Origin of the sequence: Streptomyces sp. DvalAA-43 (genome assembly GCF_900091725.1) — a bacterium.
Classification (GTDB): domain Bacteria; phylum Actinomycetota; class Actinomycetes; order Streptomycetales; family Streptomycetaceae; genus Streptomyces; species Streptomyces pulveraceus.
On sequence record NZ_FMBW01000083.1, the window covers coordinates 1 to 12,745 of the forward strand.

The following is a 12,745-nucleotide window of genomic DNA, read 5'->3' on the forward strand; positions in this document are numbered from 1 at the left end:
GCAGCCCGCTCCGGCCGCCGCGCCGGACCGGGCCGCACCCGCGGCTCCGGCGCCCGGTGCCGCCGAGCCGGGGCCGGGAATGGCCCAGGGCGCCGGCCAGGTACGTAACATGTGGCCGGACATCCTGGAGGCGGTGAAGAACCGCCGCCGCTTCACCTGGATCCTGCTCAGCCAGAACGCCCAGGTCACCGGCTTCGACGGCAGCACCTTGCAGATCGGCTTCCTCAACGCGGGCGCGCGCGACAACTTCGCGAGCAGCGGCAGCGAGGAGGTCCTCAAGCAGGCCCTCGCCGAGCGGTTCAACGCGCAGTGGAAGATCGAGGCCGTCGTCGACCCGTCGGGCGGCGCCGGCGCACCCCCGCAGACCGGCGGAGGCCGCCCCCCCGCCCCGCCCGTGCAGCAGTACCAGGCCCCCGCGCCCCAGCAGAGCTACGAACCCCGGCCGGCCGCCGCTCCGCAGCCGCCGAGCCACCAGCAGCCGCCGAGCCACCAGCCGAAGCCGGGGCACCAGCAGTCGGCTGCCGCGGACTCCGCCCCGCAGTCGTACTCCGCTCCCGAGCCCCCGCGCGCGGTCGCTCCCGAGGACGACACCCCCGAGGCCGACGACCCGGACCTCGTCGACTCGGCGCTCTCCGGGCACGAGCTGATCGTCCGTGAGCTGGGCGCCACGGTCGTCGAGGAGTTCACCAACGAATGACGGACGGCGGGACGGCCCTCGGGCATCCCGCCCCGGCTTCCCCCGGCGTCCCGCCCCGGCTTCCCCGGGTGTCCGCCCCCGCTCCCCGGGGTGTCCACGGAGCGGCGCCCCGTCAAGGGCGCCGCGCCCCGGCGGCTAGGCTGCACCCCGTGAAGGTCCTCGTCATCGGCGGCGGCGCCCGCGAACACGCCCTGTGCCGCTCTCTGTCCCTCGACCCCGATGTCACCGCTCTGTACTGCGCTCCCGGCAACGCCGGTATCGCGGAGGTGGCCGAACTGCACCCGGTCGACGCCCTCGACGGTGAGGCCGTCGCGCGCCTCGCCACCGACCTGGGTGCCGAGCTGGTGGTCGTCGGCCCGGAGGCGCCGCTCGTCGCCGGGGTCGCCGACGCCGTGCGCGCCGCGGGCATCCCCTGCTTCGGCCCATCCCGCGAGGCGGCCCGGCTGGAGGGCTCCAAGGCGTTCGCCAAGGACGTGATGGCCGGGGCAGGCGTCCCGACCGCCCGTAGCTACGTCTGCACCACCCCCGCCGAGATCGATGCCGCCCTGGACGCCTTCGGCGCCCCGTACGTCGTCAAGGACGACGGCCTCGCCGCGGGCAAGGGCGTCGTCGTCACCGACGACGTCGAGGCGGCCCGCGCCCACGCCCTGGCCTGCGACCGCGTGGTCATCGAGGAGTTCCTCGACGGCCCCGAGGTGAGCCTCTTCGCGATCACGGACGGCACCACCGTGCTGCCGCTCCAGCCCGCGCAGGACTTCAAGCGCGCCCTGGACGGCGACGAGGGCCCGAACACCGGCGGCATGGGCGCGTACTCCCCGCTTCCGTGGGCCGCCCCCGGGCTGGTCGACGAGGTCATGGAGTCGGTGCTCCAGCCGACCGTCGACGAACTCCGCCGCCGCGGCACCCCGTTCTCCGGGCTGCTCTACGCAGGCCTCGCGATCACCTCGCGCGGCGTCCGGGTGATCGAGTTCAACGCCCGTTTCGGCGACCCCGAGACCCAGGTGGTCCTGGCCCGCCTGAAGACCCCGCTGGCCGGTGTCCTGCTCGGCTCCGCCAACGGCACGCTCGACGAGCTGCCCCCGCTCACGTGGCGCGACGAGGCCGCCGTCACCGTGGTCATCGCCTCGCACAACTACCCGGGTACGCCGCGGACGGGTGACCCGATCGAGGGGCTCGACGAGGTGGCGGAGCAGGATGCCCCGCACGCGTACGTCCTGCACGCGGGCACCAGGCGAGAGGGCGACACGATCGTCAGCGCGGGCGGCCGGGTGCTGTCCGTGACCGCGACCGGCAAGGACCTCGCGGGCGCCCGGGAGCGCGCCTACGCGGCGGCGGCCCGGATCCGGCTCGACGGCTCGCAGCTCCGTACGGACATCGCCCGGACGGCCGCCGAGGGCTGAGCCCGACCGGCGTCGTCGAGAACGGTGCAGCCGGGGCGGGCGTCGTCAGGACCGGTGCAGCCGGGGCCGGTGTCTTCGGTCCCGGCCTTGCCGGGTGTCGGCCTCGCCGGACCCCACCTCGCCGGAAACCCCGTCCGAACCCCGCCGCACCCACCCCGCCGACCCGCACCGACGCGCCGCTGCCCCAAGGACAGCGGCGCGTCAGCACCTTTGCCCAAAGCCATTCCATCGAGTGACGACTGCGCCATCCGGATGACGCCCGCCGAGGCCCCAACTAGGGTGCGGCGCAAGCATTCCGGCACTTGGCTCACTGGCATTGCGATGTCAGTGACGGGTGCCACAGTGGGGGAGTGAACAACACCGCCGCGGGGGCAGAGGGGGTGACGTCCGGCCGTGTCCGGTACCGGTACAAGTGAGGAGCTGGGCGCGCTGAGTGCGCGCGCCCGAGCTCATGCCCTGCTGCGCATCCGCGGCAGGGCGACAGCCGTGGCGATCCTGCCCGCCGCGGTGGCCGTCGTGCTGCTCGTGGCGGGCGCCCAGGGGTTCGCCGTGGGCAGCGGCTGGGACACGGCGCGCTGGGCCGTGACGCCCTGCGCGGTCGTCGTGCTTCTGATCGCCGTGGCCGTCGCGGTCGCGATCGTACGGGCGAGGCCGGCGGTCAGTCCGACCGTCCCGCTCCCGGAGGAGTCCGCCCCCGATCTCTATCGCCTGGTCAGGGACCTCGCCGACCGGCTCGGGGTTCCCGCGCCCTCGGCGATAGCCCTGACGCCCGACTGCGACAGCTGGCTGGAGGACCGTACCCACCCCTCGGCGCAGCCCGCCGCGGAGACCGGCCCGGAGCCGGCGGCGCGTTCGGCGTTCCGGGCCCGCCGCCGGGTCCAGGCCGCTCCGGTGCTGGTCATCGGATCGCCGTTCCTGTGGTGGATGCGGGTCGCGGAGCTACGGGCGGTGCTCGCCCCGGTCGTCGCGGGCACGGGCCCGTCCGCCCATCCCGACATAGCAGCGGCCCGCCGTTTCGTCCGGGGGCTCGACGGTGCGGTCGCCGACGCCGCCGTGCCCGTACCGGGACCGCTGGCCGGGGTGCGCAGAGTGCCCCGGGCCTTCGTCGGCCGGATCGCCAGGCTGTTGCTGCACAGGTGTCGTGGCCACGCCGCCGAGATGGAGCGGAGCGTCGCCGCCGCCGCGTCGTTCCGTGCACAGGGTGTGGATTACGGTCTGCGGATCGTCGCCCAGGAGCAGGTCGGCCTCGCCTACGCGGGCTGGGACCGGCTGCTCACCCGGGTCGCCCTGCCCGCCTGGCGGATGGGCCGCTGGCCGTCCCGGCTGGACGCGGGCGTGGTCTCCGCCCTCACCGAGCTGTCCCGGCGCGACCGGCTCGCCGACGGATTCGCCTCACGGCTCGGCGAGCGCCCCGCCTGCGACCTCCTGGAGGAGCCGGGCGCGGCCGACGAGGCGGCCTCGCTGCTGGCGGCCCGGCTCTTCCACGGCGGCCCGGCCCGGCCGGGTCCGGACTGGTCGCCGGTCGACTGGCAGCAGTACCCCGAAGAGGTCGTCGACCGGAAGTGGCGCAGCGAGGCCGCCCGCCTGCACCGCGTCCTCGACTCGATGACCGCCACGCCCGACGCTCCCGCCCCGGCGCCGGTGTCCGCACCGCTCGCCACGGGCCCCGGCGATCCCGGCGGCCCGGACGATCCCCAGGGCTTCCACGCCTCCCGGGGCCACCACGCCTCCCCTGCTCCCCACGCCTCCCACACCCCCTCCCCTCCCGTACGCCCCGTGGACACGGGGCTGCCCACGCTGGCCCGTGTCGTCGAGCATCTGGCCGGCCGGGCCGGGAGCGGTGAGGAGCTCGCCGCCGGGATCAGCGCCGCGGTGGCCCGCGAGGAGGCGGCGGCCCAGCAGCACCGGACCGGCGGCGCGGTGGGCGCCCCGTCCGCCTTCGGCGCGGGCGGGGACATCCTGGACCCCTGGGGCCCCGATCCCCTCCCGCTCTTCCCGCTCCAGCCGCCCCGTACGGGCACGGAGCTGCTCGCCGACCATGTCACGGCGATGGTCTGCTGTGCGGCGGTGGACACGGCGGGCGCGGCACCCGGTCTCGACTGGCTCGACGGCCCCGCCCTGCTGATCGACGGCGAGCGCCGTGCGGACCTGGGCAGTCCCGTCCTCAGCCTGGTCGAGGACGGCGACGCGGAACCGCTGCGTTCCTGGCTGGATGCGATCGGTGTACGCACCGACAAACCCGTCCGCCTCGTCTGAACCGCAGACAAACAGTCCGTCTCGCTCGAACCACAGACAAAACGTTCGTCTCACATGAACCACCAATCCCGCCCGTCACACCCCAACACCCGGAACGGTACGTTCCGTTCACGGCAATTCGCGACGAACGGTGACGGACCGCATGCGTTATGTGATGTGCTGTGGATCGACGCTGACAGTCGGCGCACCGCTGTTGGCGCACCGATGACGCATGACCACCGGCGATCGACCATCGGCGTCGACTGCTGCCCGGGGGACTCGCCATCGGCCATCGACTGATGTCCTGGGGGACTCAAGGGAGGGAAACGCCATGGGGGCGGAGCACATTCGACGCTGGGAGTCGGGCGCCCTCGCGCATGCCGTCTCCGATCCTTTCGGCCAAGGTCCAGTGCCTTGGCTGCGCGGCAGCGAGAACTACTTCGACGACACCGGGCACGTCGTCCCCTGGTACGCCGACCCCGCCCTGGGCCACGGCTCCACCGACGGCGGCACACGTACCGCCGACGACGTGCACCGCCAGATCAAGGGCTTCATCTCCACGGGCGCCGCGGCCCCCGGCGAGGCGATCGACTTCCACATCACCGTGGACCCGCCCCAGCAGTTCTCCGTGGACATCTACCGCATCGGTCACTACGGGGGCGACGGCGCCGCCCAGATCACTACGAGCCCCCGGCTCTCCGGCATCGTCCAGCCCGCGCCGCTCACCGCCGACCGCACGGTCTCCTGCCACCACTGGTGGCAGTCCTGGCGGCTGCAGATTCCGAGCTACTGGTCGATCGGCGCGTACGTCGCCGTGCTCACCACGGTGGACGGCTACCGCTCCCACATCCCGTTCACGGTCCGCGACGACCAGCCCGCCGATCTGCTGCTGGTCCTGCCGGACGTCACCTGGCAGGCGTACAACCTCTATCCGGAGGACGGCCGCACCGGCGCCAGCCTCTACCACGCCTGGGACGAGCAGGGCGGTCTGCTGGGCGAGGAGGACGCCGCGGTCACCGTCTCCTTCGACCGCCCCTACGCGGGCGCCGGTCTACCGCTCCACGTCGGCCACGCCTACGACTTCATCCGCTGGGCCGAGCGGTACGGCTACGACATCGCATACGCCGACACCCGCGATCTGCACGCGGGCCGCGTCGATCCGGCCCGCTACCGGGGCATGGTCTTCCCCGGCCACGACGAGTACTGGTCGGTGCCCATGCGCCGTACCGTCGAACGTGCACGCGACGGCGGCACCTCGCTGGTCTTCCTCTCCGCCAACACCATGTACTGGCAGGTCAGCCTCTCCCCGTCGCCGTCCGGCGTTCCGGACCGCCTGCTCACCTGCCGCAAGCGGCGTGGCCCCGGGAAGCCCGCCCTCTGGCGCGAGATCGACCGACCCGAGCAGCAGCTCCTCGGAATCCAGTACGCGGGCCGGGTCCCCGACCCCCACCCCCTGGTCGTACGGAACGCCGAGCACTGGCTCTGGGAGGCGACGGGCGCGGGCGAGGGCGACGAGCTCGACGGCCTGGTCGCGGGCGAGGCCGACCGCTACTTCCCGCGCACCCCGCTCCCCGAGCACGAGAGCCGCATCCTGCTCGCCCACTCCCCGTACCTGGACAGCGAGGGCGTCAAGCGTCACCAGGAGACATCCGTGTACCGGGCCCCGTCCGGGGCGATCGTCTTCGCCTCGGGCACCTTCGCCTGGTCTCCGGCCCTGGACCGCCCAGGCCATGTGGACCCCCGCATCCAGCGGGCCACCGCCAATCTCCTCGACCGCATCTGCAAACGCGACTGATCCACGCCGGACGACGACTGATCCGCGCCCGGCCAGCGCCGGACCACGACCACCGAACCGCGCCCGGACGACGTCGGCCGAACCGTGCCCGGACCCAAGGCGGTCGGCGCCACGGACGCCCCCGTTCCACCCCACCGCACCCGATACGGGAGAATCGGCACGACTCCTGGATCAACCTACGCGGAGGCAGCGTGTCCGGATTTGTAGAAAAGCCCGAGCCAGTGCAGGTCCCGGGGCTCACCCACCTGCACACGGGCAAGGTGCGCGACCTGTACCGGAACGAGGCGGGCGACCTCGTCATGGTCGCCAGCGACCGGATTTCCGCGTACGACTGGGTCCTGCCGACCGAGATCCCGGACAAGGGCCGCGTGCTCACCCGGCTCTCGCTCTGGTGGTTCGACCAGCTCGCCGATCTGGTGCCGAACCACGTCCTGTCCACGGAACTCCCCGCCGGAGCCCCCGCGGACTGGGCCGGCCGCACCCTGATCTGCACATCGCTGCGGATGGTCCCGGTCGAGTGTGTCGCCCGCGGCTACCTCACCGGCTCCGGCCTCGCCGAGTACCAGGAGTCCCGCACGGTCTGCGGCCTCGCGCTGCCCGAGGGGCTCGTCGACGGCTCCGAGCTCCCGGCGCCGATCTTCACGCCCGCCACCAAGGCGGCCGTCGGCGACCACGACGAGAACGTGAGCTTCGAGGAGGTGGCCCGCCAGGTCGGTACGGAGACCGCCGAGCTGCTGCGCCGCACCACGCTGGATGTGTACGGCCGGGCACGGGACATCGCGCGCGAGCGCGGCATCATCCTCGCCGACACGAAGTTCGAGTTCGGTTTCGCGCCCACGCCCGACGGCGGCGAGGAGCTGATCATCGCGGACGAGGTGCTGACCCCGGACTCCTCGCGCTTCTGGCCCGCGGCCACCTGGGAGCCGGGCCGGGCCCAGCCCAGCTACGACAAGCAGTTCGTACGCGACTGGCTGACCTCGCCGGCCTCCGGCTGGGACCGCAAGAGCGAGCAGCCGCCGCCGGCGCTGCCCCAGGAGATCGTGGACGCGACCCGGGCGAAGTACCTGGAGGCGTACGAACTCCTCACCGGCACGCCCTGGCAGTAGCGCCTGCCGTCGAACACGAAGAAGCCCCCGGCCGGAAGGCCGGGGGCTTCTTGCTGAACCGAGCGGACGACCAGGTTCGAACTGGCGACCTCAACCTTGGCAAGGTTGCGCTCTACCAACTGAGCTACGTCCGCAAGCGCCGAAGCGCGAGCACCACTATACCCATCCGCGCTGCCGTGCGAGACGCACCGCGGCGTGGCGATTCTCCGCGCCGAGCTTGGAAGCGGCCGCGGAGAGGTAATTCCGTACCGTTCCCTGCGACAGCGACGCCCGCTCGGCGATCTCCGCGACGGGCGCCCCGTCCGCCGCCAGCTCCAGCACCTCGGCCTCGCGGGCGGTCAGCGGCGAGTCCCCGGCGGAGATCGCGTCGGCCGCCAACTCCGGGTCCACATAACGGTTTCCGGCATGCACGGTACGGATGATCCCGGCCAGCTGCCGGGCGCTCACGGTCTTCGGCACGAAGGCCCGCACGCCCGCCGCGAGGGCCCGTTTGAGGTGTCCGGGCAGGCCGTGGCTCGTCACTATCATCGTCCGGCAGTCGGGCAGTTCGGCCCGCAGTGATGTGGCGACACTCACACCGTCTGCGCCCGGCATCTCCAGATCGAGGACCGCCACATCGGGCCGGTGGGCCAGCGCCATGGCCAGCGCCTCCGGGCCGGTCGCCGCCTCCGCGACCACCACGAGATCGTCCTCCAGGGCCAGCAGCGCGGCCAGCGCGCCCCGGATCAGATGCTCGTCGTCGGCGAGCAGCACCCGTACGGTCGTCATCGTCGTTCCTCCTGGAGGGCAGGCGCCTCCCGGCCGATAAGCGGCTTCTCGTCGTGAAGAGCGGGTGCCTCCGGGGCGGTGTGCGGCTCCGCGTCGCGAGGCCCCGTGTCGCGAGGAGCGGATGTCTCCGGAGCGGTGGCCTGCGGCTCCGCGTTCCGAAGAGCGAGTGTCTCCGGGGCGGCGGCCAGCGGCTCCGCGTTCCGAGGTTCCGCGTCGCGGGGGCCGGTCACCTCCCGGTAGGCCGGTGGCCTCTCCTGGCCAGTCGGTGGCTCCTCCCGGTCGGCGGAGGGCGCCGTCGGCGCGAAGGGGATCGTCGCGGTGAGCCGGAACAGGCCGTTGCCCGCCGGGCCCGCTTCCAGCGAACCGTCGAGCACGCGTAGCCGCTCCCGCAGCCCGGTCAGCCCGGAACCGCCCGGTCCGGGGGCGCCGCCGGCCCCGGCCCCCTCGTCCGGCCCCGAGGCTGCCACCGCCACCCCGTCGTTCTCCACCCGCAGCACGACCGCTTCCGCCGAGGACCCGAGCCGGATCGTGCAGTGGCGGGGATCGCCGTGCCGCAGCACATTGGTCGCCGCCTCCCGCACGACCCAGGCCAGCGCCGACTGCACGGGCGCGGGCAGCTCTCGGCCGGCGGCGCCCACCACCTCGCAGTCGATCCCGGCCGCTTTCAACACCCCCCGGGCACCGGCCAGTTCGGTGCTCAGATCCGCCTCCCGGTATCCCCGTACGACATCCCGTACCTCCTGCTGGGAGGTGCGGGCGATCCGCTGCACCTCGACCATCTGGTCCACCGCCTCCGGCCTGCCGCGCTGCGCCAGTTCCACGGCCAGTTCGCTCTTCAGGGCTATCACGGCGAGATTGCGGCCCAGCACGTCGTGCATGTCCCGCCCGAACCGCACCCGCTCCTCGGCGACCGCGAGCCGGGCCTGGAGGTCCCGGGCCTCCTCGGCCTGCCACATCACGCCCAGGCTCCAGGCACTGGGCCGTACGGAGATCAGGGCGAGCAGACAGGAGAAGAGCGTCGCCGGCGCCACCCCGAGAAGCGTCCCGCCCCGCACTCCGACCGCGGCGAGGACGCCGAGGTTCAGCGCGGTGAGGGCGCACGCCTGGATCAGGAAGGTGCGGACGGGGACCAGCAGGGTCTGCGTGATTGCGAACGCCATCGGCGCGTTCGAAGCCATGAGGAGCAACCCGGCGCCGTCCACCCCGTCTACCCCGACCAGCGCCGTCAGCAGGCCCAGATGCACCAGCAGCAGCGCCATCGGCGTCAGCTGCCGCCGTCGCGGAAAGACGGCGGTGCCGAGATAGTGCTGGTACGACAGCTGCACATTGCGGTTGCTCAGCAGACATTGCACGAGACTCACGAGCAGCAGTGCCACGCCCAGCGAGATCGGGAGCGGCGCGTGGCGGATGTCGGACTTGAAGGGGACCAGCTGCCACGACAGGGCGAAGAGCCAGGGGATCACCCAGAGGGTGAGCCGCGAGTACAGATCGATCCGCTCCAGCTTGCTGCGCCGCTGCCAGCTGCGGCGCAAGCCCCCTACGAGCACCGACACGGCACGTCCTCTCTCAGCTCTCAGCTCACAGCTTTCCGCTCTCAGCGTCGCGGATCCCAGCGGAACCGACGCTGCACAGCAAACACGGCGAAAGCGGTCCAGGCCAGCCCGGTCAGAGCAGCCACGAGCAGGTCGGAGCCCTCGGCCCCGCCCAGCCAGCCCGTCCGGACGAGCGTCATCACTCCGGTCGCCGGCAGCAGTTCGCACACCGATGCCATCGGGCCGGGCATGATCTCCAGCGGCACGAAGAGCCCCGAGCCCATCATCGAGATGAAGAACAGCGGGAGGGTGGTGAGCTGCGCCGTCTGCACGGTGCGGGTCACCACGGAGGTGGCCGCGGCCAGCGCCGTCAGCAGCACCGCACCCAGCAGCAGGCCCGTCAGCAGCAGCTCGGGCCGCTGCGGCGCGTCGAGGCCGAAGAAGGCCGTCCCCGCCACGATGATCACCACGGTCTGCGCGAGCGCCAGCGCGACCGACGGCAGGGCGGTGCCTATGAGGATCTCCCGGTCGGTGACCTCGCCGGTGCGCAGACGCTTCAGGACCAGGTCCTCGCGCCGTGCCACATAGGCCGAGACCAGGTTCATGTAGACGGCCTGGATCAGCACGATGCCGATGCCGCCGGTGAGCGCAGCGGCGGCGACGGTCAGTCCGGTCCCGTCGAGAACGGACTGCTTCATCGTCGACTTCATCGCCAGGACCATGGCGGCGGGCATCAGCAGCGCGACGAATATCGCCGTCCGGTTGCGGGCGAGCAGGGTGACCTCGGCCCTCCCGAGGGCGGTCAGCCGCCCCAGGAGCGTCGTGCCGGTCCTACCGGCTGTCGTGGCCGGGCCGGTATTCGTGGTTGTGCTGGTCGTCATCACGCAGCCACCTTTTCGGACTCCGACGCGCTCTGCGCGATATCGAGGAACGCCTCTTCGAGCGAGGCCGAGCGGGCATCGAGACCGTGCAGCCGGATGTCCGACTCCCGCGCCCAGGTCAGCAGTTCGTCCAAGGACTCCTGCAATCGGTGGGTGCGGATCTCGATCCGGCGGTCCTCGGCGGCGGCCCGCAGCCCCAGCGGAAGCCGGGCCGCGGGCACTCCCTCCGGCAGCTCGAACCGGATGCGTGCGGGGCGGGCGGCCGTCACCTCGGCGGTGGTGCCCGCCGTCACTATCCGTCCCCGGTGCATGATCGCCAGCCGGTCGGCGAGTGCCTCGGCCTCTTCCAGATAGTGCGTGGTGAGGAGCACGGTGGTACCTCCGTCGCGCAGCTCGCGTACCAACTCCCAGGTGTCGCGCCGCCCTTCGGCGTCGAGCCCGGTGGTCGGCTCGTCCAGGAACAGCACTTCGGGGCGGCCGAGCAGGGCCAGGGCCAGATCGAGGCGCCGCCGCTCGCCGCCGGAGAGCTGCTTGACCCGCACCCGCGCCCGGTGGGTGAGCCCGACCAGGTCCAGTGCCTCGCCGGTCGGGCGCGCGCCGCTGGTGCAGCCCGCCCACATCCGTACCGTCTCGGAGACCGTCAGGTCGGACGGGAAGCCGCCCTCCTGGAGCATCACCCCGATCCGCGGCCGGACGGCGGCGCGCTCGCGGAACGGGTCGTGGCCGAGCACCCGCACCGTGCCGGCGTCGGGCCTGGCCAGGCCCTCCAGCAGCTCGACGGTGGAGGTCTTCCCGGCGCCGTTCGTACCGAGCAGCGCGAAGAGCTCGCCGCGCCCCACCGAGAAGGAGACTCCGGCCACGGCCTCGAAGCCGCCCGCATAGCGCCGCCGCACCCCGTCCGCCTCGATCACCGCACCGGAGGCGGAGAAGGGTGTGGTGGATGCCACAGCCTTCTGGGCCGCCCCGCCCCCGGTCCTGTCCGCCGCCCTGCCCGTGCGGCCGCTTGGAATGTCGTTGCTGGTCATGTCTACAGATTCCCGCCGGATCGGCGCCGGGATCAGTGCGAGCTGTCATCACAGCTCATGACAAACGTCATGGGATGAGGGGCGCGGGGGCGGGGAGAGTCCAGAGAACGCAGAGGGCGCAGGAAGTGCACGGAGCGCAGAGAGCAAGGACACCGCGAGAATCGCAGGTGGGAACGGTGGGAACGGTGGGAACGGTGGGAACGGTGGGAACGGTGGGAACGGTGGGAACGGTGGGAACGGTGGGAACGGTGGGAATACGACGAAGGCTCTGGTCGATATCGACCAGAGCCTTCATTCGATCAAGAGCGGACGACGAGATTCGAACTCGCGACCCTCACCTTGGCAAGGTGATGCTCTACCAACTGAGCCACGTCCGCATTGCTGCCGCTCATTGTACTCCCCGAAAGGAGATTCATCGGGCGGTGCGAGCATCACCCTACCCGATCCACCGGAGTGGTCGATAAGAGCGATGCAGAGCGGGTGACAGGAATTGCACACTGCGCCTTCCCCCTGGAAGGGGGATGTTCTGCTACTGAACTACACCCGCACGCTGCGTGAGGTTCGGCTTTGCGGCCTTGCCCTTCGGCGTGCTCCAGACTTTAGCCGACCTGCGGGGGTGTTGCGCAAGTCGGTGCCCGCAGGGTGTCGCCGAGGAGGGTGCCGGCCGCTCCGGGAAGGCGGTGCGGGCGGCCGGATCCTGGCGCTCAATCAACTCGCTTCGCGGAACGCCTCGTAGACCTTCTTGGGAATCCGGCCGCGGGCCGGCACCTCCATCCGGTGGGAGCGGGCCCAGGCGCGCACGGCCGCCGGGTCGGGGGCGAGGGACGTGTGCCGGTACGACGCGGGGGTCTTGCCATGCCTACTGGCATTTGTCTGCTTTCGGCCCGCCGCCATGTACGGCGCGAGAGCCTTGCGCAGTTTCTTCGCATTGGACGGATTGAGGTCGATCTCGTACGACTTCCCGTCCAGGGCGAAGGTGACCGTTTCCGCTGCTGCTCCCCCGTCGATGTCGTCGGAGAGCGTGACCACTACGCGCTGAGCCACGGATATCGGTCCTTTCCTACGGTATCGGCGCGTCTGGCATGCGCTGATGCCGGCCTTCCGGCTGCTAGGCGGATACGGGGTCGACGGTTGCCGACTGTTTAGGGGCCAAGGTTGCATTCCCCGGTAATCATTTGTACAGCGGTGGGTGCCGCATTGTGAAGCCCACCCAATTACCTCCGCGTGTCAGCCTTCTATGTGTGCTGCCGGTGAGGATTTTTTTTGCAGGACTTTCCCCGTGCGTTGTCACGTCCGATATCTGGGC

Annotated in this window: 9 protein-coding genes, 3 tRNA genes and 1 pseudogene; 5 read left to right on the top strand and 8 right to left on the bottom strand. The window is 71.9% G+C overall.

Annotation, left to right across the window (positions count from 1 at the left end; translation table 11 throughout):
• From GA0115234_RS34035 to GA0115234_RS34055, 5 genes and pseudogenes are all read left to right on the top strand, one after another.
• Window positions 1–697: pseudogene (locus GA0115234_RS34035) on the top strand (DNA polymerase III subunit gamma and tau); the annotation flags it as partial.
• A gap of 149 nt (window positions 698–846) precedes the next feature.
• Window positions 847–2,097, top strand: a complete 1,251-nt coding sequence (purD, locus tag GA0115234_RS34040; protein WP_093549468.1) for a phosphoribosylamine--glycine ligase — start codon at window positions 847–849, stop codon at window positions 2,095–2,097.
• A 393-nt stretch (window positions 2,098–2,490) separates the two neighbouring features.
• Window positions 2,491–4,353 (top strand): hypothetical protein, encoded by a 1,863-nt coding sequence (locus GA0115234_RS34045; protein WP_093549470.1) that lies wholly within the window; start codon window positions 2,491–2,493, stop codon window positions 4,351–4,353.
• 310 nt (window positions 4,354–4,663) lie between these two features.
• Window positions 4,664–6,127, top strand: coding sequence for a N,N-dimethylformamidase beta subunit family domain-containing protein (locus tag GA0115234_RS34050; protein WP_093549472.1), 1,464 nt, complete (start codon window positions 4,664–4,666; stop codon window positions 6,125–6,127).
• Window positions 6,128–6,318: 191 nt separating this feature from the next.
• Window positions 6,319–7,233: a phosphoribosylaminoimidazolesuccinocarboxamide synthase gene (locus GA0115234_RS34055; RefSeq protein WP_093549474.1), complete on the top strand. Its 915-nt coding sequence runs from the start codon at window positions 6,319–6,321 to the stop codon at window positions 7,231–7,233.
• A 61-nt stretch (window positions 7,234–7,294) separates the two neighbouring features.
• Here the strand turns inward: GA0115234_RS34055 and GA0115234_RS34060 are convergent.
• From GA0115234_RS34060 to GA0115234_RS34095, 8 genes are all read right to left on the bottom strand, one after another.
• Window positions 7,295–7,367, bottom strand: a tRNA-Gly gene (locus GA0115234_RS34060).
• Between the two features lie 22 nt (window positions 7,368–7,389).
• Complete coding sequence (locus GA0115234_RS34065) at window positions 7,390–8,001, bottom strand: response regulator transcription factor (RefSeq protein ID WP_093549476.1); 612 nt, start codon at window positions 7,999–8,001, stop codon at window positions 7,390–7,392.
• Window positions 7,998–9,554, bottom strand: a complete 1,557-nt coding sequence (locus GA0115234_RS34070; protein ID WP_370804673.1) for a sensor histidine kinase — start codon at window positions 9,552–9,554, stop codon at window positions 7,998–8,000. The genes GA0115234_RS34065 and GA0115234_RS34070 overlap by 4 nt, the downstream gene beginning before the upstream one ends.
• 41 nt (window positions 9,555–9,595) lie before the next feature.
• Window positions 9,596–10,414: an ABC transporter permease gene (locus tag GA0115234_RS34075; RefSeq protein WP_093549478.1), complete on the bottom strand. Its 819-nt coding sequence runs from the start codon at window positions 10,412–10,414 to the stop codon at window positions 9,596–9,598.
• Window positions 10,414–11,439 carry an ABC transporter ATP-binding protein gene (locus tag GA0115234_RS34080; protein WP_093549480.1) on the bottom strand — a complete coding sequence of 342 codons (1,026 nt, stop codon included), beginning with the start codon at window positions 11,437–11,439 and terminating at the stop codon, window positions 10,414–10,416. Before GA0115234_RS34080 ends, GA0115234_RS34075 begins: the two co-directional genes overlap by 1 nt.
• A 304-nt stretch (window positions 11,440–11,743) precedes the next feature.
• Window positions 11,744–11,816, bottom strand: a tRNA-Gly gene (locus tag GA0115234_RS34085).
• Window positions 11,817–11,914: 98 nt separating this feature from the next.
• Window positions 11,915–11,986, bottom strand: a tRNA-Gly gene (locus tag GA0115234_RS34090).
• Between the two features lie 161 nt (window positions 11,987–12,147).
• Complete coding sequence (locus GA0115234_RS34095; protein ID WP_176729352.1) at window positions 12,148–12,483, bottom strand: histone-like nucleoid-structuring protein Lsr2; 336 nt, start codon at window positions 12,481–12,483, stop codon at window positions 12,148–12,150.
• Between the last annotated feature and the right edge of the window lie 262 nt (window positions 12,484–12,745).